This window comes from Xanthomonas sp. BRIP62415, assembly GCF_003993515.1.
In the GTDB taxonomy this organism is placed as follows: Bacteria; Pseudomonadota; Gammaproteobacteria; order Xanthomonadales; family Xanthomonadaceae; genus Xanthomonas; species Xanthomonas euroxanthea.
The window spans coordinates 203,262-228,816 of sequence record NZ_QEZH01000032.1 but is presented as its reverse complement, the minus strand read 5'-3'; the positions used below and the strand labels follow the sequence as shown (position 1 = coordinate 228,816).

Annotated in this window: 20 protein-coding genes; 14 read left to right on the top strand and 6 right to left on the bottom strand. The window is 66.0% G+C overall.

What is annotated here, in order from left to right; translation table 11 throughout:
* Positions 1–153: 153 nt before the first annotated feature.
* The 4 genes from EO141_RS18180 (at position 154) to EO141_RS18165 (ending at position 4,041) form a co-directional block, all read left to right on the top strand.
* The gene (locus tag EO141_RS18180; RefSeq protein WP_104649612.1) at positions 154–798 is read left to right on the top strand and encodes an SCP2 sterol-binding domain-containing protein; all 645 of its coding nucleotides are present in this window, start codon (positions 154–156) and stop codon (positions 796–798) included.
* Positions 795–2,468 (top strand): ubiquinone biosynthesis regulatory protein kinase UbiB, encoded by a 1,674-nt coding sequence (gene ubiB, locus EO141_RS18175; protein WP_104583959.1) that lies wholly within the window; start codon positions 795–797, stop codon positions 2,466–2,468. The genes EO141_RS18180 and ubiB overlap by 4 nt, the downstream gene beginning before the upstream one ends.
* A 104-nt stretch (positions 2,469–2,572) precedes the next feature.
* Entirely contained in the window at positions 2,573–3,160 is a 588-nt protein-coding gene (locus EO141_RS18170) for an O-methyltransferase (RefSeq protein ID WP_115675644.1), read from the top strand.
* Between the two features lie 146 nt (positions 3,161–3,306).
* Complete coding sequence (locus EO141_RS18165; RefSeq protein ID WP_115675645.1) at positions 3,307–4,041, top strand: pseudouridine synthase; 735 nt, start codon at positions 3,307–3,309, stop codon at positions 4,039–4,041.
* A 398-nt stretch (positions 4,042–4,439) separates the two neighbouring features.
* Here EO141_RS18165 and EO141_RS18160 read toward each other — a convergent pair whose 3' ends face one another.
* The gene (locus EO141_RS18160; protein ID WP_104583956.1) at positions 4,440–4,985 is read right to left on the bottom strand and encodes a DUF2059 domain-containing protein; all 546 of its coding nucleotides are present in this window, start codon (positions 4,983–4,985) and stop codon (positions 4,440–4,442) included.
* 93 nt (positions 4,986–5,078) lie between these two features.
* Between EO141_RS18160 and arfB the strand changes: the two genes are divergently transcribed.
* From arfB to dcp, 4 genes are all read left to right on the top strand, one after another.
* Complete coding sequence (arfB, locus tag EO141_RS18155) at positions 5,079–5,510, top strand: alternative ribosome rescue aminoacyl-tRNA hydrolase ArfB (RefSeq protein ID WP_104583955.1); 432 nt, start codon at positions 5,079–5,081, stop codon at positions 5,508–5,510.
* 2 nt (positions 5,511–5,512) lie between these two features.
* Positions 5,513–6,142, top strand: a complete 630-nt coding sequence (locus tag EO141_RS18150) for a lysophosphatidylcholine acyltransferase (RefSeq protein ID WP_104583954.1) — start codon at positions 5,513–5,515, stop codon at positions 6,140–6,142.
* 234 nt (positions 6,143–6,376) lie between these two features.
* Positions 6,377–7,393, top strand: coding sequence for an isoaspartyl peptidase/L-asparaginase (locus EO141_RS18145; protein WP_164739292.1), 1,017 nt, complete (start codon positions 6,377–6,379; stop codon positions 7,391–7,393).
* Between the two features lie 106 nt (positions 7,394–7,499).
* Entirely contained in the window at positions 7,500–9,668 is a 2,169-nt protein-coding gene (gene dcp / locus EO141_RS18140) for a peptidyl-dipeptidase Dcp (protein WP_164739291.1), read from the top strand.
* 328 nt (positions 9,669–9,996) lie between these two features.
* Here dcp and EO141_RS18135 read toward each other — a convergent pair whose 3' ends face one another.
* Positions 9,997–11,052, bottom strand: a complete 1,056-nt coding sequence (locus EO141_RS18135) for an MBL fold metallo-hydrolase (RefSeq protein WP_127169878.1) — start codon at positions 11,050–11,052, stop codon at positions 9,997–9,999.
* Positions 11,053–11,152: 100 nt separating this feature from the next.
* Between EO141_RS18135 and EO141_RS18130 the strand changes: the two genes are divergently transcribed.
* Entirely contained in the window at positions 11,153–11,785 is a 633-nt protein-coding gene (locus tag EO141_RS18130; protein WP_115675648.1) for a TetR/AcrR family transcriptional regulator, read from the top strand.
* 75 nt (positions 11,786–11,860) lie between these two features.
* Here the strand turns inward: EO141_RS18130 and EO141_RS18125 are convergent, their stop codons facing one another.
* Together EO141_RS18125 and EO141_RS18120 are read right to left on the bottom strand one after the other, a co-directional pair.
* Positions 11,861–13,123: a cation:proton antiporter gene (locus EO141_RS18125; RefSeq protein ID WP_127169877.1), complete on the bottom strand. Its 1,263-nt coding sequence runs from the start codon at positions 13,121–13,123 to the stop codon at positions 11,861–11,863.
* Between the two features lie 384 nt (positions 13,124–13,507).
* Complete coding sequence (locus tag EO141_RS18120; protein ID WP_127169876.1) at positions 13,508–14,464, bottom strand: LysR family transcriptional regulator; 957 nt, start codon at positions 14,462–14,464, stop codon at positions 13,508–13,510.
* 118 nt (positions 14,465–14,582) lie between these two features.
* Here EO141_RS18120 and aceB point away from each other — a divergent pair, with 118 nt between their 5' ends.
* From aceB to EO141_RS18100, 4 genes are all read left to right on the top strand, one after another.
* Entirely contained in the window at positions 14,583–16,199 is a 1,617-nt protein-coding gene (gene aceB, locus EO141_RS18115; RefSeq protein WP_127169875.1) for a malate synthase A, read from the top strand.
* A 174-nt stretch (positions 16,200–16,373) separates the two neighbouring features.
* Entirely contained in the window at positions 16,374–17,669 is a 1,296-nt protein-coding gene (gene aceA, locus EO141_RS18110; protein WP_127169874.1) for an isocitrate lyase, read from the top strand.
* Between the two features lie 307 nt (positions 17,670–17,976).
* Positions 17,977–19,053, top strand: a complete 1,077-nt coding sequence (locus tag EO141_RS18105; RefSeq protein ID WP_115675651.1) for a GGDEF domain-containing protein — start codon at positions 17,977–17,979, stop codon at positions 19,051–19,053.
* Between the two features lie 3 nt (positions 19,054–19,056).
* Positions 19,057–21,717, top strand: coding sequence for a putative peptide modification system cyclase (locus EO141_RS18100; protein ID WP_127169873.1), 2,661 nt, complete (start codon positions 19,057–19,059; stop codon positions 21,715–21,717).
* Here the strand turns inward: EO141_RS18100 and EO141_RS18095 are convergent.
* Entirely contained in the window at positions 21,657–21,995 is a 339-nt protein-coding gene (locus EO141_RS18095; protein WP_104583946.1) for an NHLP-related RiPP peptide, read from the bottom strand. The genes EO141_RS18100 and EO141_RS18095 overlap by 61 nt on opposite strands.
* 95 nt (positions 21,996–22,090) lie before the next feature.
* Between EO141_RS18095 and EO141_RS18090 the strand changes: the two genes are divergently transcribed.
* Positions 22,091–23,299: a putative peptide maturation dehydrogenase gene (locus EO141_RS18090; RefSeq protein ID WP_127169872.1), complete on the top strand. Its 1,209-nt coding sequence runs from the start codon at positions 22,091–22,093 to the stop codon at positions 23,297–23,299.
* A gap of 151 nt (positions 23,300–23,450) precedes the next feature.
* Here the strand turns inward: EO141_RS18090 and EO141_RS18085 are convergent, their stop codons facing one another.
* On the bottom strand, positions 23,451–25,538 hold the full coding sequence (locus tag EO141_RS18085; protein WP_127169871.1) for a S9 family peptidase: 2,088 nt from the start codon (positions 25,536–25,538) through the stop codon (positions 23,451–23,453).
* Between the last annotated feature and the right edge of the window lie 17 nt (positions 25,539–25,555).

Here is a 25,555-nt window from a genome sequence, read left to right as displayed (position 1 = left end):
CAACGGCCGGGTCTGTCTGTTGTGGGGATGCGGCTGCGATTGCTGCGGCCTAGCTGCCGAGGCGCCCTGCGATGCGCGTCATCCTGGTCTCCGGCCTGCACCTGCCACACACCATCAAGCAGTAGCGACATGCGGGGACGGTAGAATGCGCCCATGCCCGGATCCCTGTTCAACTCACTCAAGCCGCTCGCCGGCCAGGCCCTGCAAGCCGCGCTCAACCGCGCGCTGGCACTGGACCCCGATACCCGCGACGCCCTGCTGCCGCTGGAAGGCCAACGCATCGCACTGACGCTGGAGGCGCCTGCGCTGGCCCTGCAGATCCGCGTGCACGAGCGCCGCTTGCTGGTCGGCCCGGTGGACCAGGCGCAGGAGCCGGATCTGGCCGTGCGCAGCAGCCTGGCCGGCTTGCTCGGCCAATTGCCGTTCCTGGCCAATGCGCGCCGCAGCGGCGCACCGGCCGGGCGGCTCAAGGTCTCCGGCGATGCCGAACTGGCGCGCCAGCTGCAGCAACTGGCCGGCCGTTTCGATCCGGATTGGCAGTTGCCGTTCGTGGCGGTGTTCGGGCAGATCCTCGGCGTGCAGATCGCCAATGCGGTGCGCGCAGCGCTGCAGCAGGCCCGCCGCAGCGCGGTGGATCTGGCGCAGAGCGCGGCTGAATTCGTGACAGAGGAATCGCGCGATGTGGTGCCGCGCGCCGAACTGGAGGCCTTCCACGACGATGTCGACGAACTGCGCGACGACGTCGAACGGCTGGCCGCACGCGTGGCGCGCCTGCGCGCGGCCGGAGGTGCGGCATGAAGGCGCTGCTGCGGGCCAGCCGCATCGGCCGGGTGATCCTGCGCTATCGCCTGGACGACCTGCTGCAGGACACCCCGGCGGAGCGCTGGCTGCGCCTGGCCAAGCCGTTCGTGCCACGCGCCAGTGCCGAGATCGCCGCGCAATCGCGCGGTGCGCGGCTGCGGCTGGCGTTGCAGGAACTGGGGCCGATCTTCGTCAAGTTCGGGCAGATCCTGTCGACCCGGCGCGACCTGATTCCGGCCGACGTGGCCGATGAATTGACCCTGCTGCAGGACCGTGTCAAGCCCTTCGATGGCGAAGCGGCGCGGCTGATCGTCGAGCGCGCGCTGGGCCTGCCGGTGAGCGTGGCGTTTGCCGCGTTCGACACCGTACCGCTGGCCTCGGCCTCGATCGCGCAGGTGCATGCGGCCACCTTGCCGCCGGATGCCAACGGCGTGCGCCGCGAGGTGGTGGTCAAGGTGTTGCGCCCGGACATCGAGCGCCAGATCGATGCCGATATCGCCTTGCTGCAGTCGCTGGCCACGCTGGTCGAGCGCACCCACCCGCGTGCGGACAAGATCCGGCCGCGCGAGGTGGTGGCCGAGATCGAAGGCACCTTGTCGGCCGAACTCGATCTGCAACGCGAAGGCGCCAACGCCAGTGTGCTGCGCCGGTTCTGGGAAGGCTCGGACGATCTGTACGTGCCCGAGGTGATCTGGTCGCACACCGCCGAGCGTGCGCTCACGCTGGAGCGCGTGTACGGCATTCCGTCCGACGACATCGCCAGGCTCGATGCGGCCGGTATCGACCGCAAGGCGCTGGCGGCCAAGGGCGTGCGCGTGTTTTACACGCAGGTGTTCCGCGACAACTTTTTCCATGCCGATGCGCATGCCGGCAACATCTGGGTCGATTCGGATCCGGAGCGCCGGCTCAATCCGCGCTTCATCGCGCTGGATTTCGGCATCATGGGCCAGCTCTCGCAGGAGGATCAGTACTACCTGGCCGAGAACTTCATGGCGATCTTCCACAAGGACTACCGCCGCATGGCCGAGCTGCACGTGGAAGCGGGCTGGATGCCCGACAACGTGCGCATCGACGAACTGGAAGCGGCCGCGCGCTCGGTGTGCGAGCCGTACTTCACCCGGCCGCTGTCGGAGATTTCGCTGGCCGAAGTGCTGATCAAGCTGTTCCGCGTCGCGCAGCGCTACGAACTGACGCTGCAGCCGCAGCTGATCCTGTTGCAGAAAACCTTGCTCAACATCGAAGGCGTCGGCCGCCAGCTCGACCCCAGGCTGGATATCTGGGCCGTGGCACGGCCGGTGCTCGAACGCATCCTGCGCGAGCGTTACAGCCCGCGCCGCGTGCTCGGCGAGCTGCGCAAGCGGCTGCCGGAAATCATGACGCATGCGCCGGACATGCCGCGCCTGGTGCACAGCTGGTTGAAGCAGCAGGTCGAGGGCCGCCATCAGCTCGACATCCGTTCGGCCGAGCTGCGCGCGCTGGACCTGAGCCTGCGCAAGCTGCAGACGCGCGTGGTCACCGCCATCACCGGCAGCGGCCTGCTGGTGGTGGCCGCCGTGCTGTATGGCCTGCACCCGAATGGCTGGTACCTGGGCACGGTGCCGGTGTGGAGCTGGATCAGCGGCGCGGCCGGCTCGGTGGCCCTGCTGGTCGCCTGGCTACGGCGCTGAAGCACTAATGCTGAAGCACTGCCGCAGGTGGCCTGCTGCATCCGGCTTGGTAGCGGTGGTGCCTGCAGCAGCACGATGACGAAGCCGTTCCCGGCGAGGTGGTGATGATCGATCTGCAGGCGTTGAAAGACGAATTGGCACGGTTCGGCAGCGACAACGATGCGCAGCAGCTGGCGCGCGACCGGCGCATGCTCAACATCACGCCCGACACCGGGCAGTTGCTGGCGGTGCTGGTGCGTGCCACCGCTGCGCGGCGCGTTCTGGAGATCGGCACCTCCAACGGGTATTCGACGCTATGGCTGGCCGAAGCGGCCGCGGCGATCGGCGGGCATGTCACCACGGTGGAACATGCGGCCGACAAGGTGGCCCTGGCGCGGGCCACGCTGGCGCGCAGCGGCCTGGCGGCATCGGTGGAGCTGGTGCACGGCGATGGCGGCGCGTGGCTGGCCCAGGCGGCCAGCGCCAGTCTCGATCTGGTGTTCCTGGATTCGGCGCGCGATGCGTATGTGCACTGGTGGCCGGCACTGCGCCGCGTGCTGCGCAGCGGTGGCCTGCTGGTGGTCGACAATGCGCTCTCGCATGCCGACGAACTGGCGCCGTTCACCGCGCTGCTGGCTGACGATCCGGCAGTTACCTGCAGCGTGGTGCCGGTGGGCAAGGGCGAGTTGCTGGCGGTGTGCGGCGGGGCCTGAGCATGCACTGCCCACCCGCCAGACCTCACGTCCCAAGCCGCACGGCTGGCGTGCGCCACCTGCTCTGACGGCGCCGGGTGCGGTCAACGGCGTCATGGCGTGCCGGCGCAGTGGCATGCGCTGCCCACGGCGCGGATAATCCGCCGGTGAGCACATCCCCCAAGCACTTGCAGATTCTCTTCCAGGACGAGCTCCTGGCCGTCGTCGACAAACCCGCCGGGCTGATGGTCCACGACAGCAAGCTGGCGCGCGGGGAGGACGACTTCCTGGCCGACCGCCTGCGCGAACAGCTGGGCCGGCCGATCTTCCTGGTGCACCGGCTCGACCGCGCCACCAGCGGCTGCCTGCTGCTGGCGTTCGATCGCGAGGCCGCCAGTGCGCTGGGCAAGGCCTTGATGGCCGGCGAAGTGGAGAAGGACTACCTGACGGTGTGCCGCGGCTGGCCGGCCGAGGAGCGCTTCAGCGTCGACCACGACCTGGACGGCGGCCCCGGCAAGCCGGTCAAGAAGCCGGCGGTGACCCACTTCCAGCGCCTGGCCACCGGCGAGCTGGAGATCCCGTCCACCGGCTTTGCCACCTCGCGCTATGCCTTGCTGCGCTGCCAGCCGCAGACCGGGCGGTTCCGGCAGATCCGCCGGCACATGAAACACCTGTCGCACCACATGATCGGCGACACCAGCCATGGCGATGGCCGGCACAACCGCAGCTTCCGCATGCTTGGCATCCACCGCATGCTGCTGCACGCCGAGCGCCTGGGATTCCCGCATCCGGCCGATGGACGGCGCATCAGCGTCACTGCGCCGCTGGATGTGGAGTTCGCCAAGGCCTGCGCGTTGTTCGGGTGGGAGATGCCGGGGTTGGGAGTCATGCCGGCGGCGTGATGGGGCGTGCCTGGTCCAGAGATCGAGACATCCACTCGGCATCAAGAAATCTGCGCAAGCGTCCCCGCACCCCAAACCCCTCTCCCGCAGGCGGGAGGGGCTCAAGCACGACGCCCACTGCCCGCCTTCCCCGCGTTCCCGCGTTGCCGCCTTCTCCGCTCACCTTCCAAGTTGCTTCCTTCCCTCGCTTGCGGGGGAAGGTGCCCGAAGGGCGGATGGGGGCCTGATCGCCACCGAGCCTCAGGACCGCGGCTCTCCCCAATGGGGGAGGGCTGCTTCGGTCAGCGGAAAAGTTGAAGCATTGCGATAACCGGCAACGCACTCAACCCCGGAGTCGCAACCGCCGCAGCAAGCACGCCGTTGCGACTCCCCAATCCCGAATCCCCAATCCCCGCCCGTCAGGGCTTCTGCGGCGCCGCCGCCGGCTCGTTGACGATCTTCTCCAGATCCTTCTGCAAATCGGCAAACAGCGGCAGCATCTTCTGCTGGATCGCGCCCATCAGGTTCTGGGTCAATGCCGGGGTCTTGTCCAGCAGGCTCTGGCCGGCCGAACTCTCGTAGAACTCGGCCATGGCCAGCACGTCCTCGCGCGAGAACGAGCGCTTGTAGATGTCCACATACATCGGGCGCAGCTCCGACCACGACAGCGCCTTGCGCACGGTCTGGCGGGTACGCTCCTGGATGCGCTGCAGCTGCGCCTGCTGGTCGGCGTCGAGCTGGCGCTGGGCGGTGAGCTGGGCGAACTGTTGCTGCTGCATCGCTTCGATCTGCGGCAGCATCGTGTCCAGCATGGTCTGCGCGCGCGAGGCGGCCAGCAGGCGGTTGATATCGGCATCGCTGGGCGCCTGCGCGAAGGCGGCGGGCGTGGCCAGTGCCAGCGCAGCCAGCACGATCAGGCGGCGCGCCAGGGCGCGGGCGGTGGCGACGGAACGGGGTGGGGTCATCGGAGCATCCTGCAGGCTGGGGAACCGGCCGCAGCATACGGGAAGCCGGCGTTCGCGCGCGCGTCCATGCCGGTGCCGATACAATCGGGTTGAATGGCCAGCGACCCGATCCAGATCACCCCCAGCCTGACGATCCCGCCCAGCGAGATCGTCGAGCGCTTCGTGCGCGCCAGCGGCGCAGGCGGGCAGAACGTCAACAAGGTCTCCACCGCGGTGGAACTGCGCTTCGACGTGGCCGGCTCGCCGTCGCTGCCCGAACCGTTGCGCGCGCGGCTGCTGTCGCGGCGCGACCGGCGCATGACCGCCGAGGGCGTGCTGGTGATCGACGCGCAGCGCTTCCGCACCCAGGACCGCAACCGCGAGGATGCGCGCGAGCGGCTGGCCGAGATCATCAGTGCGTGCCTGTCGGTGCCCAAGCGCCGGGTCGCCACCAAACCGAGTCATGGTGCCAAGCTGCGGCGGCTGGATGCCAAGCGTGAGCGCAGTCATATCAAGCGTGGACGCTCTGCGTCCCACTGGGAGTAAGCGTGAGTCACACCGACCCGTCGTTGCCACCGGTAACACAGGCCAACATCCTGCTGCAGCCCTCTCCACCCAGAATGCCCCGCGCCCACGGCCGCTTCGGCCGCTGGCTGGGGCGCACGGCGCTGCGCCTGACCGGCTGGCGCCTGCTCGGGCGACTGCCCGACGAACCCAAGCTGGTGATGATCGTCGCCCCGCACTCGTCCAACTGGGACGGCTTCCTGGGCTTTGCGGCCAAGTTCGCGCTGGGCTTCGACGTGCGCGTGCTGGGCAAGGCGCAGCTGTTCTGGTGGCCGCTGGGCCCGCTGCTGCGCAAGCTCGGCGGCATCCCGCTGGACCGCAGCTCGCCCCAGGGCACCATCGGCCAGGCGGTGCGGCTGATCCGCAATTCCGAGCAGATGTGGTACGTGATCACCCCCGAGGGTACCCGCAAGCGGGTGGAGCACTGGAAGGCCGGTTTCTGGAAGATCGCCTCCGATTCCAAGGTGCCGATCCTGCCGGTGTATTTCGACTACCCCAGCAAGACCGTGGGCATCGGCGAGCCGTTCTGGACCGGCACCGACATGGCCGCCGACATCGCCGCCATCCGCGCCTGGTACCGGCCGTGGCGCGGCAAGCATCGCGATACGTTGTGAGCGTGCCCCCGCGGGCGGCAAGGCGCTCATGCACCTCACGCACCGCTGTCGAAGGGCGGGCTGTGCGCGCACAGGTGCTGGCAGGCGCGACCTTGCGTGCCGATCCCGAGTGCCGATGACCGATCGCCAGGACCACGTCCGTTTGCCACCGCGCCGGGGTTTTTGTCGCTCCCGGTCGCCTGCATCCATGCCTGGCGTCGCCAGGCACGTTGCGACCTCCATCGAGGGAACACCATGATTGGCCTGTCCGCACGTGCACTGTGTCTGTCCATCTCTCTCCTGCTCGCCGCCGGCCCGGTATCGGCGGCCACGCCGATGCTGGTGATCCATGGCGGTGCGGGCGTGGAGAAATCCAGTCTTTCCAGCGAGGAACAGGCGCAGGCGCGCGAGGCGATGCAACGCGCGCTGCGCGCAGGGCATGCGGTGCTGCAACGTGGCGGCACTGCAGTGGACGCGGTGGCGGCCACCATCACCGTGCTGGAGGACGCGCCGCAGTTCAACGCCGGGCGCGGTGCGGTGTTCACCCATGACGGCAAGAACGAGCTGGATGCCGCGATCATGGATGGCGCCACCGGCAAGGCCGGTGCGATTGCCGGCGTGCACACGGTCAGGAACCCGATCCAGCTGGCGCGCAGCGTCATGGACCATTCCAGGCACGTGATGCTCGTCGGCGACGGCGCTGAACAATTCGCGCGCGAGCAGGGTGTCACCCTGGTCGACCCAAGCTACTTCCGCACCGACAAGCGCTGGCAGCAGCTGCAAAAGGCGCTTAAGGCCGAAGCCGGCGACCGTCAGGCCCAGGCCGAACTGGACCTGGAAACCGCCAAGCACTTCGGCACCGTGGGCGCGCTGGCGCTGGATCGCGATGGCCATCTGGCCGCCGGTACGTCCACCGGCGGCATGACCAACAAGCGCTACGGCCGCGTCGGCGATGCGCCGATCATCGGTGCCGGCACCTACGCCAACGGCCAGTGCGCGGTGTCCGGCACCGGCTGGGGCGAGTTCTACATCCGTGCGGTGGCCGCTTACGACATCTGCGCACGCATGAAATACGCCGGGCAGTCCTTGCAACAGGCGGCCGAGACGGTGATCGACCAGCAGATTCCCAAGGCCGGCGGCGACGGCGGCGCCATCGCGCTGGACGCACAGGGCAACGCCGCATTCCCGTTCAATACCGAGGGCATGTACCGCGGCTGGATCGGCGCCGACGGCACCCCGCACGTGGCCATCTTCAAGGACGAGACGCTGTAGCGCGCATCCTCAACCGCGCCCCTCCATCCAATCCAACGGCACATGCCGACGCTGCGCAAACCCGCTAGCGTGGCCGGCTGCACTACCCACTCAGGAATCACACGCCATGTCGCGTACCGTCGTTCTGGCCGCTGCCATCACCCTGGCACTGGCCGCTTGTTCCGGAAAAGAGCCGTCCGGTAAGGAGTCCACCACCGTGCCCGAGAAGACCGCCACCACCCCGGCCGCGGATGCCGCGCCGAACCCGCTGCTGACCGCCAGCACGCTGCCGTTCCAGGCGCCGCCGTTCGACAAGATCAAGGACGCCGATTACCTGCCGGCCTTCGAGGAAGGCATGCGCCTGCACCTGGCCGACATCCGCAAGATCGCCGACAACCCCGAGCCGCCCAGCTTCGCCAACACCATCGAAGCGATGGAGCGCAGCGGCGAAACGCTCACGCGCGTGTCGCGCATCTTCTTCGGCCTGGTGCAGGCCGATACCAGCGACGCACGCCAGAAGATCCAGGAAGAGATCGCGCCCAAGCTGGCCGCGCACCAGGACGAGATCAATCTCGACCCGAAGCTCTTTGCGCGGGTCAAGACCATTTACGACCAGCGCGACACGCTGAGCCTGGAGCCAGAGCAGAAGCGCCTGGTCGAACGCGACTACGAAGAGCTGGTGCGCGCCGGCGCGCAGCTGTCGGAGGCCGACAAGGCCAGCCTGCGCAAGCTCAATATCGAGGAGACCACGCTCTCCACGCAGTTCCACACCCGTCTGGTCGCCGCCTCGGCCGCCGGCGCGGTGGCGGTGGACGACAAGGCCAGGCTCGATGGCCTGAGCGAGGGCGATATCGCCGCCGCCGCCGATGCGGCCAAGGCGCGCAAGCTCGATGGCAAGTACCTGCTGACCCTGCAGAACACCACCCAGCAGCCGGTGCTGGCCTCGCTGAAGGACCGTCAGCTGCGCGCCGAGGTGCTCAAGGCCTCGGAAACGCGCGCGGAAAAGGGCGATGCCAACGACACCCGCCAGACCATCCAGCGCCTGGCGCAGCTGCGCGCGCAAAAGGCCAAGCTGCTCGGCTTTGACAACTACGCCGCCTACAGCCTGGGCGACCAGATGGCCAAGAGCCCGGACGCCGCGCTCAAGCTGCTGACCGACACCGTGCCGGCCGCCACCGCCAAGGCACGCCGCGAAGTGGCCGAAATGCAGAAGGTGATCGATGCACAGAAGGGTGGTTTCAAACTCGCCGCATCCGATTGGGACTTCTACGCCGAGCAGGTGCGCAAGGCCAAGTACGACCTGGACGAGGCGCAGATCAAGCCGTATTTCGAACTGGACAACGTGCTGCAGAACGGCGTCTTCTACGCAGCCACGCAGCTGTACGGCATCACCTTCAAGCAGCGCACCGACATCCCGACCTATCACGCCGACATGAAGGTGTATGAAGTGTTCGATGCGGACGGCACCTCGATGGCGCTGTTCTACACCGACTACTTCAAGCGCGACAGCAAGTCCGGCGGTGCCTGGATGGATGTGTTCGTCGAGCAGGACGGTCTTACTGGCGCCAAGCCGGTGGTCTACAACGTCTGCAACTTCACCAAGCCGGCCGCCGGCCAGCCGGCGCTGCTGAGCTTCGACGACGTCACCACGCTGTTCCATGAGTTCGGCCACGCGCTGCACGGCATGTTCTCCAAGGTGAAGTATCCCTCGATCGCCGGCACCAGCACCTCGCGCGATTTTGTGGAATTCCCCTCGCAGTTCAACGAGCACTGGGCCTCCGATCCCAAGGTCTTCGCCAACTACGCCAAGCATTATCAAACCGGCGCAGCGATGCCGGCCGAGCTGGTGGAGAAGATCAAGAAGGCCAAGACCTTCAACAGCGGCTACGCCACCACCGAGTACCTGTCGGCCGCGCTGCTCGACCTGGCCTGGCACACCCAGCCGGCCGACGCGCCGTTGCAGGACGTGAGCAAATTCGAAGCCGATGCGTTGAAGCGCTTCAAGGTGGACCTGGCCGAAGTGCCGCCGCGCTACCGCAGCAGCTATTTCGACCACATCTGGGGCGGCGGTTATTCGGCCGGGTATTACGCGTATTTCTGGTCGGAAGTGCTCGACGACGACGCGTTCGAATGGTTCAAGGAACACGGCGGCTTGAACCGCAAGAATGGCGACATCTTCCGCGCCAAGATCCTTTCGCGCGGCAACACGGTCGACCTGGCCACGTTGTATCGCGATTTCCGCGGCAAGGACCCCAGCGTCAAGGCGCTGCTGGAAAATCGCGGTCTGACCGAGTGAGTGACCGAGTGATGTGCATGCGTCGTTGGCGCATGCGTGTGTAGTTGCTGCAGTCAGCAATCGCAACGGGATGGCCACGCGCCATCCCGTTCTTGTTTGCGGCTGGTGCATCAGGTGACGGGGGTGCGATTGCCCCATCTGGAGTGGCAGCGCCTGTGATGCGTGGTGCGCGCTTGCACATAATCCGAATCGGCGGCATTAGCGCCCTGCGCTGACGAAGCAGCGCAGAGTTTTGTAGGCAGCAAGCATGCATGCCGCCGCGATGGCGCAGGGCAATGCGTGAACGCCGCCCGCTCATGCGCCAACGCCAACGCTGCGATGCACTCAGCTAGCGCGTTGCCACCAGGCCGTCCGAGGCTTGCGTCGCAGCATCCTGTCGCCACCAGCGCAGGCGATTGGCGGGCGCTTCCAGGTCCACCCGCTCGCCCATGCGCGGCGTCGCCAGCGCAACGCCGGCGCCGTCGGCCAATGCCAGGATCCGGTCCAGCGGCTCCTGCCACGCGTGCATCGCCAGGTCGAAGGTGCCGTTGTGGATCGGCAGCAGGGTCTGCCCGCCGACGTCCAGATAGGCCTGCAGGCTCTGCTCCGGTTGCATGTGCACGTGCGGCCATTGCTGGTCGTAGGCGCCGTTTTCGATCAGCGCCACGTCGAACGGCCCGAGCTGTTGGCCGATGGTCTTGAAATGCGGGCCGTAGCCGCCGTCTCCGCTGAAGAACAGGCGCAGCTCGCGGTCCTGGATCACCCAGGAGCACCAGAGCGAACGCCCGCTATCGAACACGCCGCGCCCGGAAAAATGCTGCGACGGGGTGGCGGTGAGCTGCAGGCCATCGATGGTGATCGCCTCCCACCAGTCCAGCTGGCGCACCTTGGCCGGGTCCACGCCCCAGCGCACCAGCAGATCGCCCACGCCCAAGGGCGCGACGAACACCCCGACGCGGTCGGCCAGTGCACGGATGCTGGTGCGATCGAGATGGTCGTAATGGTTGTGCGACAGGATCACCCCGGCCAGCGGCGGCAGCGCGTCCAGCGCGATCGGCGGCGCATGAAAGCGCTTTGGCCCGGCAAAGGGCACCGGCGAGGCGCGCTTGGAGAACACTGGGTCGGTCAGCCACAAGCCGCCGGCCAGCTTCATCAGCACGGTGGAATGGCCCAGGCGATACAGGCTGCGGTCGGGCGCGGCCAGCAGCTGCGCGCGGGTCAGCGGCTGCACCGGCAGCGGCGTGGACGGCACCGTGGTGCTGGGCTTGTCGAAGAAGAACCTCCACATCAGGCCAATCTGCTCGCGCAGGCTGAGCACGGTGGTCGGCAGCGGCACTGCATTGCGGAACCGGCCATCGCGAAACTGTGGCGAAGCGGCATAGCGGGAAGGGCGCGAGGAAGCCATTGGGGAGTCCGACCGGGCAGGGGTGACAACAGGGAAAAGTTACACTGAACAGTGTAGTTTCATCGGGCTGAAAGTAAACTGTCCGGTGTAAAATGACCCGATGTCGACTGCATCTTCCCCCCCGACTGCGCCGCAACGGCTGACCGACCGCAAGCGCCTCGCCATCGTCGAGGCTGCCATTGCCGAGTTCCGCCAGCATGGCTTCGAGGCCACCAGCATGGACCGCGTGGCGGCCACCGCGGGCGTATCCAAGCGCACCGTCTACAACCACTTCCCCAGCAAGGACGCGTTGTTTGGCGAGATCCTGCGCGGGCTGTGGCAGCGCAGCGCCGATGCAGTGACTCTGGTCTACCGGCCCGACCAGCCGTTGCGTGCGCAGCTGATCCAGCTGCTGCAGCAGAAACTGCACCTGCTCGACGACCCGGCGTTCATCGACCTGTCGCGCGTCGCCATTGCCGAAGGCATCCATTCGCCCGAGCGCGCGCGCGAACTGATCGCGCAGTTGGGCAGCAAGGAGGAAGGCACCACCACCTGGGTGCGCGCCGCACTGGCCGATGGCCGGCTGGCGGGCGTGGAGCCGGAGGTCGGCGCGCAGCAACTGCAGGCATTGATCAAGGGCTTCGCGTTCTGGCCGCAGATCGCCATGGGCCAGCCGCCACTGTCGCCGCAGCAACGCACGCAGGTGGCCGAATCGGCGGTGGCGATGTTCCTGGGTCTGTACGGGCGCGCGTGATGGCCTGCGATGCGCGGGCAGACGTGACGCGCCATGTCGCGCAACGACGCCGCGCCGTGTTTCAGCGCTGCCTCGTCACTGCGGCGACTGGCTCGCACCCAGCCCGGTGGCAGTGGCGGCCTGCCGGCCGCGTTGGCACCAGGCCACCATCGGCGAGGCCATCACCGTGGTCACCAGCGTCATGCCGAACAGCAGCGTGAACAGGTCCGGCCCGATCACGCCGCTGTCCAGGCCGATCTTGATCACCACCAGTTCCATCAGCCCGCGTGCGTTCATCAGCGAACCCACGCTCAGGCTGTCGCGCCAGTCGTGGCCGCTCAGGCGCGCGCCCAGGGTGCAGCCGGCCAGCTTGCCGGTCACCGCCACGCCGACCACCAACGCAAAGCCGGCCACACCTGCGCCAACGAACACACCGGGGCTGGCGGCCTGGCCGGCGACCGCAAACAGCACCGGCATCAGCAAGGTGATCGCCAGGGGTTCGATGCGCCCGGCGAGGTGTTCCAGCAGGCGGTCGTCGCGCGGCACGCAGACGCCGAACAGGAATGCGCCGAAGATCGCATGCAGGCCGATCCATTCGGCCACCGCGGCGCAGGCCAGCAGACCGATCAGCACCCACACCAGCGCGGTTGGCGCATAGCCTCCATCGCGTGCGCGCGGCTTGAGCACGCGCGCATACAGCGGCTTCAGCACGCCGAACACCACCGCAATCAGCACCACCGCAGCTGTCGCAGTAAACGCAACGCCGCCATGGTTGTTGCCGCCGGTCAGGGTGAGCACGATCGCCAGGAACATCCACACCGTGGCATCGTCGATCACCGCCGCGCCCAGCGCCAACCGGCCTGCGGGTGTGCGGGTCATGTTGCGATCCTTAAGGATGCGCGCTAGCACCGGAAACGCGGTCACCGACATCGCCGCGGCAATGAACAAGGCGAAGGGCCAGAAGCCGATGCCCTGCGGTGCAAAGCGCGCAAACAACCACGGTGCGGCGGCCAGCCCCAGCAGCAACGGCAGCACGATGCCGGACAGCCCCACCAGCACCGACGCACGCACCTGCGCGGTGGTGCCTTCCGGCGCGCGCAGCTCCACGCCGACGACGAACATGAAAAGCACCACGCCGATGTTGGCCAGGCCCGACAGCGGCGGCAGACTGCTGGCGGCGAACAACATGCCATGCAATTCCGGCAGCCACGCGCCGAATGCGATCGGCCCCAGCAGCAGGCCGGCGGCCATTTCGCCGATCACCGGCGGCTGCCCGACGCGCTGCAGCAGCGCGCCGCACGCACGTGACGCGCCCAGGATCAGCGCCAACTGCACCAGCAATAACGTGGTCGGATTCATTGCGTCAGCCTTGGTTGGTTGAGTCGGCTCGCCCCGCCCCGCCCCGCGGTGCGGGACGGCTACGCATCTGGTCAGTGAGTCCCCGGATTGACCAGCCGTTGATGACCTGCAGTGATACCCACAGCATCGGCTAGTCTATGACGACAACCATCGTGCAGTAGATCGAGCCGACATCGATGCGGCGCAATCCGGAGTGGTTCGCGCTGCACGCTGGAATCAACCGTCAGCGCTGCGCGCGCATGGCTTGACCAAGCGACGCCTTCAATGACGTACCGCATACCGCACACGGCATCGCCGATAAAGAGCGCATGGTGACCTCAGACGCAGCGCATGGCGAGCAAGCTCAGGCGCCATGCGAACTCACGCCTGCAGCAGTCACAAGACTCACCGCTCCGAGTCACCACTTTCGTCATACCCGCGCGGGGGAAACAGATCCGGCTGGATCAGCTCGATAAAGGCGCGTGCCTGCGGCGACAGATACTTGCCCTTGCGCACCACCACGCCATAACTGCGGGTGGGGAAGTAATCCTTCAGCGAGCGGGTGGCGAGTGTGTCGCGGTCGGCCTCGGTGACGCAGATCGCGGTGACGATGGAGATGCCCATGCCCATCGCCACGTATTGCTTGATCACTTCCCAGCCGCCCACTTCCAGTGCCACGGTGTAGGGCACGCGCGCCTGCTGGAAGACCAGGTCGACCAGCCGATAGGTCACCTGCCGGCGTGGCGGCAGGATCAGCGGATACGGCGACAGGTCCTGCAGCGTGACCGTGGACGTGCCGGCCAACGGGTGGTCGTGCGGGGTGATCAGCAATTGTTCGAAGCGATACACCGGCGCGTAATTGAGGTCGGCCGGCACGTCCAGCATCGAGCCGATCGCCAGGTCCACTGCATCTTCGCGCAGCAGGTCGGTGCCGTCGGCGCTGATGGCGTTGTGCAGGGTCAGGCGCACGTCCGGGTGACGCGCGCGGAAGTTCGCCACGATGCGCGGCAGCAGGTACAGGATGGTGGAACTGTTGGCGGCGATATTGAGTTCGCCGGCATCCAGGCCGCGCACCTTTTCGCGGAAGCTGGCCTCCAGCCCGTCCAGGCTCTCCACCAGCGGTAGCGCCATGTCGTAGAGCAGCTGGCCCTCGCGGCTGGGTGCCATGCGTCGCCCCGAGCGCTCGAACAGGGCCACGCCCAGGTCACGTTCCAGCGCCTGCAACTGCAAGGTCACTGCCGGCTGGCTCACATAAAGCGCCTCAGCCGCCCGTGAGACAGAGCCAAGACGCACTGTCTGGCAGAACGCACGCAGCGGCTTGAGCCGATCAGATTTGTAGGAAAATCGCGGAGTTGGCGCCATCTAGATGTCTGCAACGACGTTGTATAAGTCTTTCTTATTTACAGCATTGATAAAACTGCTTTGTCAAATAGTTGCATGCGGCGCACGGTGCAGGTCCGGATGCACAAGGACTCCCGACATGTCTGCCACCGCTTTCGCCCCACGTCCCACCGAACGCGCCACGCCCGGTCTGTCGCTGACCACGCAGATCTCAGGCCAGGCCAACCTCCTGCCGGCCGCTGTGCTGGCCCTGCTGGTATCGCTGCACCGGGCCATCGAGCCCGGCCGCCAGCAACGCCTGGCACAGCGGCGCGTCCGCCAGGCCGAGTTCGATGCCGGCCAGTTGCCGGACTTCCGCCCCGACACCCGCGCCATCCGCGATGGCGACTGGCGCGTGGCCGCGCCACCGGCGGCGCTGCAGGACCGCCGGGTGGAAATCACCGGTCCCACCGATCCGAAGATGGTCATCAACGCGCTCAATTCCGGCGCCAAGGTGTTCATGGCCGATTTCGAGGATTCCACCGCGCCGACCTGGCGCAACCTGCTGGCCGGCCAGCGCACGCTGGCCGCTGCGGTGCGTGGCGATCTCAGCTTCGATGCGCCCAACGGCAAGCACTACGCGCTGCGCCCGGAAGCCGAGCGCGCAGTGCTGATCGTGCGCCCGCGTGGCTGGCATCTGGATGAGAAGCACGTGCTCATCGATGGCCAGCCGCTGGCCGGGGGGCTGTTCGACGCGGCGGTGTTCGCCTTCCATAACGCCCGCGCGCTGCTGGCCAGGGATCGCGGCCCGTATCTGTATCTGCCCAAGCTGCAGAGCATGGAAGAGGCCGCGCTGTGGGAGACCGCGCTGGCGCATATCGAAGCCATGCTCGGCCTGCCGCATGGCCAGATCAAGGTGACCGTGCTGATCGAGACGCTGCCGGCGGTGTTTGAGATGGACGAGATCCTGCACGCGCTGCGCGAGCGCATCGTCGGGCTCAACTGCGGGCGCTGGGACTACATCTTTTCGTACCTGAAGACCTTCCGCGCGCATCGCGACCGCGTGCTGCCCGAACGTGGCCAGGTCACCATGACCCAGCCATTCCTGAAGGCGTATTCGGAACTGCTGATCAAGACCTGCCATCGCCGCGGCGCACATGCGATGGGCGGCATGGCCGCGCAGATTCCGATCAATCACGACGAGGCCGCCAACGAGCAGGCGATGGCACGGGTGCGTGCCGACAAGCTGCGCGAGGTCAGCGCCGGCCACGATGGCACCTGGGTGGCGCATCCGGCGTTGATTCCGGTGGCGATGAAGATCTTCGACGAGCACATGCCCACCGCGCATCAGCAGCATGTCCTGCGCAACGACGTGCAGGTGACGCGCGACATGCTGATCGCGCCTTCGCCGGGCACCATCACCCGCGCCGGTTTCGAAGGCAATGTCGAAGTCTGCGTGCGTTATCTGGCCGCATGGCTGGACGGCAATGGATGCGTGCCGATCCACAACCTGATGGAAGACGCCGCCACTGCCGAGATCAGCCGCGCGCAGCTGTGGCAGTGGTTGCATCACGGCCAGCATCTGGACGACGGCACCGCCATCGATCAGCCCTTGTTGCAGGCCACGTTGCGTGCGCTGCCGGCGCGCCTGGGCGCGACCGATGCACTGCCGGGCGCCGCGCGCATCGACGACGCCATTGCATTGCTGGACACACTCAGCCGTGCCGATGCGCTGGCCGATTTCCTCACCGTGCCGGCATACCGCCTGATCGAGTGAGCCAACGCGGCAGCGACACGCCGGCATCCGCGCGCTGTCGCTGCAATCCGTCCACGTAATGCACCACACCGCCCGTTGCGCCCATGCGCAACGACGGCCTTGCCATGCGTCACGTGCCGTGACGCACCGTCCTTTCTCGTTGCATCCGTCGTATTCCTGCCAGGAGAACGCACCATGAGCAGCACACTGCAGACCGCCGAACAGATCCAGCACGATTGGGCCAGCAACCCGCGCTGGGCCGGCATCACCCGCAACTACACCGCCGCCGATGTGGTGCGCTTGCGCGGCACCGTGCATGTCGAGCATTCGCTGGCACGGCTGGGCGCGGACAAGTTGTGGAACGCATTGCACGCCACGCCGTTCGTCAATGCATTGGGTGCATTGACCGGCAACCAGGCGATGCAGCAGGTCAAGGCCGGTTTGAAGGCAATCTACCTGTCCGGCTGGCAGGTCGCCGCCGATGCGAACCTGGCCGGGCAGATGTACCCGGACCAGTCGCTGTATCCGGCCGACTCGGTGCCGGCGGTGGTCAAGCGCATCAACAACACCTTGTTGCGGGCCGATCAACTGCATCATGCCGAGGGCAACGATGACATCGACTTCCTGCAGCCGATCGTGGCCGATGCCGAAGCCGGCTTTGGCGGCGTGCTCAACGCCTTCGAGCTGATGAAGGCGATGATCGAAGCCGGCGCGGCCGGCGTGCACTTCGAAGATCAACTGGCATCGGTGAAGAAGTGCGGCCACATGGGCGGCAAGGTGCTGGTGCCCACCCGCGAGGCGATCGAAAAGTTGAATGCCGCGCGTCTGGCCGCCGATGTGCTGGGCGTGCCCACGCTGCTGATTGCGCGCACCGATGCCGAAGCCGCGGATCTGATCACCAGCGACGTGGATGCCAACGACCAGCCCTTCACCACCGGCCAGCGCACCGTCGAAGGCTTCTTCAAGACCCGCAACGGGCTGGATCAGGCGATCAGCCGCGGGCTGGCCTATGCGCCGTACGCGGACCTGATCTGGTGCGAAACCGGCAAGCCGGACCTGGAATTTGCCCTCGCCTTCGCGCAAGCCATCCATGCCAGGTTCCCCGGCAAATTGCTGGCCTACAACTGCTCGCCGAGCTTCAACTGGAAGAAGAACCTGGACGACGCCACCATCGCCAGGTTCCAGACCGAGCTGGCGAGCTATGGCTATAAATTCCAGTTCATCACCCTGGCAGGTTTCCACGCCTTGAACTACGGCATGTTCAACCTGGCGCACGGCTATGCCCGCCGCCAGATGAGCGCCTTCGTCGAGTTGCAGCAGGCCGAGTTCGCGGCGGCCGAGATGGGCTTTACCGCGGTCAAGCATCAGCGCGAGGTGGGCACCGGCTACTTCGACGCGGTGACGCAGGCGATCCAGCAGGGTCAGTCGTCCACCACCGCGCTGCGTGGCTCGACCGAGGAAGAGCAGTTTCACGGCGAAAAGGCGGCCTAAGGCAGCGCATGGGGCGACGGGGCGGTCGCCCGGCGGCCGCGGGGTGGTTCGGAGCGTGCGGTCGATGCCCACCGGCAGGCCCGTACCAGCACCGCAACGGCGCCCGCATCGCTCGTAGTCTGTCGCAGATGGCCGGCAGGCCGCTGCCGGGAGGGGGATGGGCTCGGAGAACCGAGCCCATTTTTGTTGCCGATACCCGTCATTTCGTCTCGAGCGCTGTGAGAACGAGTGTGACCTGGTACTGAACAAAACGCTGCTGTACGATGCCAGGGCAGGCCGGCGCTGCAGGTCGGTCTAAGGGATTTGGATGACGTGCCATAACACTGCCGGCGCAGTAGAGCCGACGGGGAGCGTTGCAAAGACGCTGTCGGACGGGCTGCATGCGCTGATGACTGCCCAGGAGCTGGCGTTTTTCGCCCGCTTCGGGCGTGCCCGCGAGTTGGCGGCCGGCCAGGCGCTGTTCGAGCGCGGGGCGGTGGGCACGCAGATGTTCATCGTGGTCAGCGGCCAGATCGATCTGGATTTCGGCGAAGACCTGATGCTCAAGCACCTGGGCCCGGGCGAATTCTTCGGCGAACTTGGCCTGCTGATCGGCGACCATGCGCGCAGTGCCGGCGCCACGGCATCCACCGACACCCGCCTGATCGAGCTGGCGCACGAGGACTTCCAGCGCCTGGTCGACCACGACCCATCGATGGTGGCGCATTTTCTGCGCCGCTCCATCGTGCGCGTGGTCAACAACGAGCAGTTGTTGATCCGCCAGCTGCGCCGCCGCAACCACGATCTGGAAGCGGCGCTGGACAATCTCTACGTCACCTCGCACCAGCTCAACCACACCGAAGAACTCAGCCGCACCGACGAACTCACCGGCCTGCACAACCGCCGCGGGCTCGCCCTGCATCTGCAGGAATGCCGACGCGCCGGCAACGTGCCCGGCGTGGGCCTGATCCTGATCGATTGCGACCGTTTCAAGCGCATCAACGACGAGTTCGGCCACCTGGCCGGCGACCGCGTGCTGCAGAACGTCGCCCATGCGCTGCGTTCGGTGATCGCCGACGGCGACCTCGCCTGCCGGCTCGGCGGCGATGAATTCTGTGTGCTGGTCGCGCAAGGCACCCAGGAACTGCTGCACCACATCGGCGAATGCATCGTGCGCGCGGTGGAAGCGCGCCTGTGCAATGGCCAGAGCGAGCAGGGCTGCTCGGTCAGCCTGGGCCTGTGCATGATCGACCCCGACGCGGCATGGAACGATTGGTACACGCTGGCCGACAGCGCGTTGTACGAGGCCAAGCGACAGGGCGGCAACGTGCTGTGCATGCATGAAACGCTGGCGTCGGGACTCACGCTGCCATCCGGCAACGCCACCACGTCGGACAATCGCTGAGCAATGAGCGCCCGCGCCCACGCACGCAAGGATGCGTCGTCGGAAGCGATCCAGGCACCGCGCTTGCGTACCTTGTTGTTGACCGACCTGTGCGATTCGACAGCGCTGGTCGAGCGCATCGGTGACAACGCCGCCGCCGCGCTGTTTCGCGAGCATGACCGGCTGGTGGTCAAGCTGCAGCAGCAGTGGCGTGGCCGCCTGATCGACCGTTCGGACGGATTGCTGTTGCTGTTTGATCGCCCCATCGACGGCCTGGGCTTTGCGCTGGACTACGCGCGCGGCCTCAAGGCGATGGGCGATGCCCGCGCGCTGACGCTGTGCGCCCGCCAGGGCCTGCACGTCGGCGAAGTGCTGACCTGGCGCAACAGCGACGAAGCGGTGAGCATCGGTGCCAAACCGCTGGAAGTCGAAGGCCTGGCCAAGCCCACCGCCGCACGCCTGATGTCGATGGCGCGGCCCGGGCAGATCCTGTTGTCGGCGGTGGCCGAGTCGTTGACCCACCGCGCCGCACGCGAACTGGGCGACCGCGGCGAACGCATCCTGTGGAAATCCCACGGCCGCTGGCGCTTCAAGGGCGTCCCCACGCCAATGGAGATTTATGAAGTCGGCGAAGTCGGCCTGACGCCATTGCGCACGCCGAAGAATTCGGCAAAGGCCTGGCGCGATGTTCCGCTGTGGCGGCGGCCGGCGGCACTTCTGGCGGAGACGGTATTGGTCGTCGCTGTGTGTGTTTCGGTGTGGTTTTTCACCCGTTCCGAGCCAGCCATTGCGTTTTCCGAACGTGGGTGGGTGGTGGTCGGCGATCTACGTAATCTGACCGGCAACACATTGCTCGACAGTTCGCTTGATCAGGCGCTGCGCATCAGTCTGGAACAGTCGCGCTATGTCAATGTCCTGAGCGATATGAAAGTGCGCGACACCATGGCCCGGATGAAGCGTGATCCGGATCGCGTGATCGTCGATCGCGCCATCGCCTCGGAAGTGGCGCTGCGTGATGGTGCCAGCGCCGTGTTGCTGCCGACTGTCGCCGAGATTGGAGGCAAGCTTCGTTTCAGCGTGGAGTTGGTGGATCCACGTACCCAGACCACGGTCTACTCGGAGTTTGTACAAGGCGATGGCTTGCCATCGGCATTGTCCTCGGTGGATCAGGTCACCCGTAAGCTCAGGCAGGGCCTGGGTGAGGTGGTGGCCTCGATAGACAAGAATTCTGTGCCGTTACCCGCTGTGACCACCTCCAGCCTGGATGCACTGCGGGCGTACGCCCTGGGAGTCGATGCAACGGTGAAAGGCCAATGGAAAGAAGGTCTGGAACTGTTCGAGCGCGCGGTGGGAATAGATCCGGAGTTTGCGCTCGCGTATCTGGGCGCGGCACGCATCAAGGTGGCGGTCTCCGATCGCCGTGGCGCGCTCCCGTATTTGGAGAAGGCAATTCGTTTCCGCCAACGTTTGCCCGAGCGCGATCAACTGTATCTGGATGCATGGGCGTCCGAGCTGCTTGCACCCGACAAGGCACTGACGCTGTGGCGAACGTTGGGCTCGCTCTACCCGGACAATTTTGCCGGTACCGCCAATGCATCGTGGCACCTGTTCGTTGCCAATCGATTTGCCGAGGCGCTGCCGTATGCGCAGGCGGCTGATGTTCCGCAGGACCCGCTGCGCGCGATTGCGACTGATCGAGTTGGACGTATTTTGCTGGCGCACGGAAAGGCAGAAGCGGCTCTGCAGCGCTTTTCCGCTCCCGGTGATGCCGATCGCGCCGGCCCGCTCCGGCGTCAAGCGAACGCGCTTGCGGTGCTGAATCGTCATGCCGAAGCGAAACAGGCACTCGACAGGATCGTTGAGAAAGGCTATGCCAACGATGATGTGGTGCCCTTGATCGATCGCACCAGCATCGCGATCGATCAGGCCGACTGGACCGCCGCACGCGCAGCAATCACACAAGGCCTGAGGCGCAGCAGGCAAGGCGACGATTTCAACCATCGCCAATTCTCGGTCATTGCACTGACCACCGATGCATTGGGCGACCCATCCCTGTCGACAGCGGCAGCGCTCAAGCCGACGTTTGATCGGCTGGTGTCCGCAGTCATCGACGATGGATCGGCAACGGTAAACCTGCAGGACAATGCCGCAATGGTGCTGATCCTGGCAAGCCAGGCGCAGCGGGCCGGCGATGACAGTCTCACCGTCCGCGCGCTTGCGGCGATCAAGCCGGCACTTGTGCATGAAACGCCGGTGCTTGCCGAACTGCGCGCCATTGTCGAAGCCCAGCAGCTGGCGCTGTCGGGCGACCGCGCGGCCGCCATCGCGCGTCTGCCAATCAGTGACGACGATCTTTTCCAGACGCGCGTGACGCTATACATGCTGCTGCACGAAAGTGGTCGGCACGCTGAAGCGTTGCAGCAAGCACGTTGGCTGTATCTCCATCGTGGGCGTGCATATATAGAAGCAAATGCGTCGCAAACGCTGCAGCCGCTCAATGTTGCCGATACACGTCTGGCGCAGCTTTGGATGGCCGAGTCGCTGCATGCACTCGGCCATACCCAGCAGGCGCGCGAACAGGCGCAGGCATTCGTGCGCGCCTGGCCCGTATCGGGTCTGCCTGCTTACTTACGCAGCAGGGTAGAGCGCATGCTGTCCGATTCGAAGGCGAAGATGACGGTGTGATTGGCTTTTTCGGTCAAGTAGCTTTGCAGCTCGGCACGAGCCGCTGCAATGTCCTGCTTGGACGCGAGCTGACTGGTCGTCATGCAGTAATAGGCCTGTCCTGCGCTGGGGGCGGCATTGTCGGCGCTCACGCCGGGTGCACCGATCCGGGCAAGCGCCTGCGCCGGATTGCATTGAAAGCAGTCGCGGAAGTCGTCGTCGGTTGCCAGTAGTTCCAGCAGCTTGTCGGCGGTGGATGCATCAAACGGAAGATGGGTGTGGGGGGCGGAGTCGGTCATGGTGTGTCTTGCCTGGAGAGTGAGGGTCTGTGGTGTTGTATGACATGGGACCTGACACAATATCGACCGTGCTCATGCGTCCTTGAGATGTTCCTATGCAAATTCGTCGCTGTACCACGTTGTTTTTTGAGCTGCGCGACGATGCGGTGTTTGATCTTGCACGATTGCTTGCCGGTGGAGATGGCGTGAATCGCCGCACACGATGGCTGGCGCTGGCGCCTCATCTTGATGGAGATGTGGAGGTTTCCAAGGACGAGCGCGAGTGGTTGGGCGGGTTGAGTCCCTCGCGCTGGCATCGCATCGATCAGATGCAGCCCTTGCCGTTCCAGGTGGAGCGTTTGATCGAGCAAGGTCTTGTGGTCAGCGATCAACCAGAACACGTTCAGCATCGCCGCAACGACGAGTGCGTGCAGCAGCAGCGTTGGTGGCCGCTAGCCGCGTTGTGGCATCGATCGGCGCGCTGGCGCGGCGAGGACAGCGTGGCGACGATGGAAGCACACGGCTTGACTACTGCGGAAGGCATGGTCGGCCGACTGGGCGCCCCCCCAGCAGAGATCGTAGACCGAGGCGAGGGGGGCATCGAAGCGCGCATTGCCTTGCCACGGTCGACCCCGGGCACGTTCGATGAGCTGCTGTCGCGTCGCGTCACCTGTCGCAACTTCGATACGCAGCGTCCACTGTCACACAGCTTGCTGGGCCAGATGCTTGAGCGCAGCGTCATGGCAAGTGCGCGGATCGAAGTGGGGCACGACACCGCATTCTTGAAAAAACCGGTGCCCTCGGGAGGCAGTCTCCATCCCACCGAAACCTACTTGCTGGTCCAGCGTGTCGAGGGAATGACGAGCGGTCTCTATCACTATCGCCCTGTCGATCATGCATTGCAGCCATTGCAGTCGCCACCACAGCCGCTTGCGAAGTTTGCGCGTCGCGCTGTGTCCGGGCAGCACTGGTTTGCCGATGCGCCGGTGCTGGTGATCCTGGTGCCGCGGTTTTTACGTAGTTTCTGGAAGTATCGGAACCACGCCAAGGCCTACCGCGCGATGATTCTGGATGTCGGCCATATCGCGCAGACGCTGTATCTGAGCGCGACCGACCTGGGCCTGGGCGCATTTGTCACCTCGGCAATCAACGAGGTGGATATCGAACAGGCACTTGGCCTGGACGGCCTGCAGGACGGCCCGCTCGCCATCTGTGGGTTCGGTTGGCGGGGCGAGGAAATGAACAACACCGAGTTGGATCCCGGTGGGGCAGTGTGGCCGGCTGGTCTTGATTCAGAGGCCGCCAAGGACATCGCCCCACATTAGCGAGCAACCAAGTCAGGCATCTTCCTGTCTGAATCGCTGGGCGGGAATACCGGCGTGGCGGCGCGTTGGAGAACATCGATACAGCCGTCGTCGTTCGTGTTTGCAGGCGAGCGACGACGTAGATGTAAAGCAAGCCACCACGTAGGCAGACCTACCGCCGAATTGCCTGCGTATGCGTCTTCAACGCTTCGCTCAGGCCGTTCACCTTGTCGGCGCCTTCCGGCACGGTGATGCTGGAGCCGGCCAGGTCGTTGCCGATCGGTTGCACGCGGCCGCCCAGGCACTGGCCCAGGAACCCCTCGGTCACCGCGTTGAAGGCCTTGCTGTTTTCCGGGCGCCGGAAGCCGTGGCCTTCGTCCGGGAACAGCACGTAGGTGACCGGAATGTTCTTGGCCTTCATCGCGTTGACGATCTGGTCGCTCTCGGCCTGTTTGACGCGTGGATCGTTGGCGCCCTGGCCGATCAGCAGCGGCTTGCTGATCTTGTCGACATGGCTGAGCGGGGAGCGCTCGGTCAGCCACTGCTTGCCGGCCTCGGTGGCCGGGTCGCCCATGCGTTTGGTCAGCTGCTTGTAGAAGCTGGCCCAGTACGGCGGCACGGTGCCGAGCAAGGTGTTGAGGTTGGCCGGACCAACGATGTCCACGCCGCACTTGAACGCGTCCGGGGTGAAGGTCAGGCCGACCAGCGTGGCATAGCCGCCGTAGCTGCCGCCCATGATCGCCACGTCCTCGGGCCTGGTCACTCCTTGCTTGACGGCCCATTGCACCGCGTCGAGCAGGTCGTCGTGCATCTTGGCGGCCCACTCGCCGTTGCCGGCGTTGGTGAATGCCTTGCCGAAGCCGGTGGAGCCGCGGAAGTTCACCGCCAGCACCGCATAGCCGCGATTGGCCAGCCATTGCTCATACGGCCCGTAGCCGTAGCTGTCGCGCAACCACGGGCCGCCATGCACGAACAGCACCAGCGGCACCGGCTTGTCGGCCTTGCCGTCGTGATTGGCATCGGCCTCGGCGGGCAGGGTGAGATAGCTGACCAGCTTGAGGCCGTCGCGGGCGGTCAGTTCCTGCGGCCACATCGGCACCAGCGGCTTGCCGTCGAGCGCGGGGCGGGCGGAGAACAACTTGGTCAGCTTGCCGCCGTCTGCACGGTCGTAGCGGTAGTAGGTCAGCGGTGTTTCCGCCGCCGAATACCCCACGATCCAGATGCGATCGTCGAGCGTGCGTGCGGCAACGCTGGCATCGCCGCTGCCGAGCGACTTGAGCTTGTGCAGGTCGGCAGCAATGCCGGTGTCCAGCGCCGTCCACTCCTCGCGCAGGTAGTCGGTGGACACGGCCTGCACCACGCCGGTCCTGGGGTCGTTCAAGGTGGCGCCGACATCGGTGCGCGGGTTTTCGAACAGCAGCGTGCGGGCGTTGCTGGCAGTGTCGATGGCATACAGCGCCGCGGTGTCGCGATTGCGCGAATCCTGCATGTACAGCGTCTTGCCGTCGTCGGTGAGGCCGTCGGGCGAGGTGTTGGTGACATCCTCGAACGGGATGCGGTCCACGCTCTTCCAGCGCTTGCCGTCCGGTACCAGCAGCTCCCTGCCCGCATCGTCGGTGGCACGCGTGGCATAGCGCAGCTGGTAGTTGCCATCGAGCAGGTAGGAATCCAGGCTGTCGGTGTTCTGCTGCACCAGGCTGCGCTTGCCCGAAGCCAGGTCCACCCGATACAGGTCATGCCATTTGGGGTCGCGGTCGTTCATGCCGACCATGATCGAGTCGGGATGCTGCGCGCTGACGCGATACACCTCGGCGTTGGTCTTCTTGAACGGGGTGAGGTCCTTGCTGCTGCCATCGCTCAGGTTCACCGAGAACAGATGGAAGTCTTCATCGCCACCGTTGTCGCGCAGGTACAGCAGCGTGTTGGGTTGATAGGTCCAGAAATAATTGCGGATGCCGCGTGCGGTGTCCTTGGTGATCGCGCGTGCCTGGTCCGGTGCATCCACCGGGGCGACCCAGACATTGAGCACACCGTCCAGCGGCGCGACCCAGCTGAGGTACTTGCCGTCCGGGCTGATGCTCACGTTCGCCCGCTCCGGGTTGCCGAACAGCGCATCGCGGGTGATCAGTTCGGGCGGTGCCGCGGGTACCGCCGCAGCAGCCGGGGCCGGCGTGGCGGCCTTGTCGGTGGCGGGCGCGGTTTTATCGCTGCAGGCAGACAGCGCGAGCAGCATGCTGGAAACAAGAAGCAGGCGTTGCATGGAGGTCTCCGGTCGTG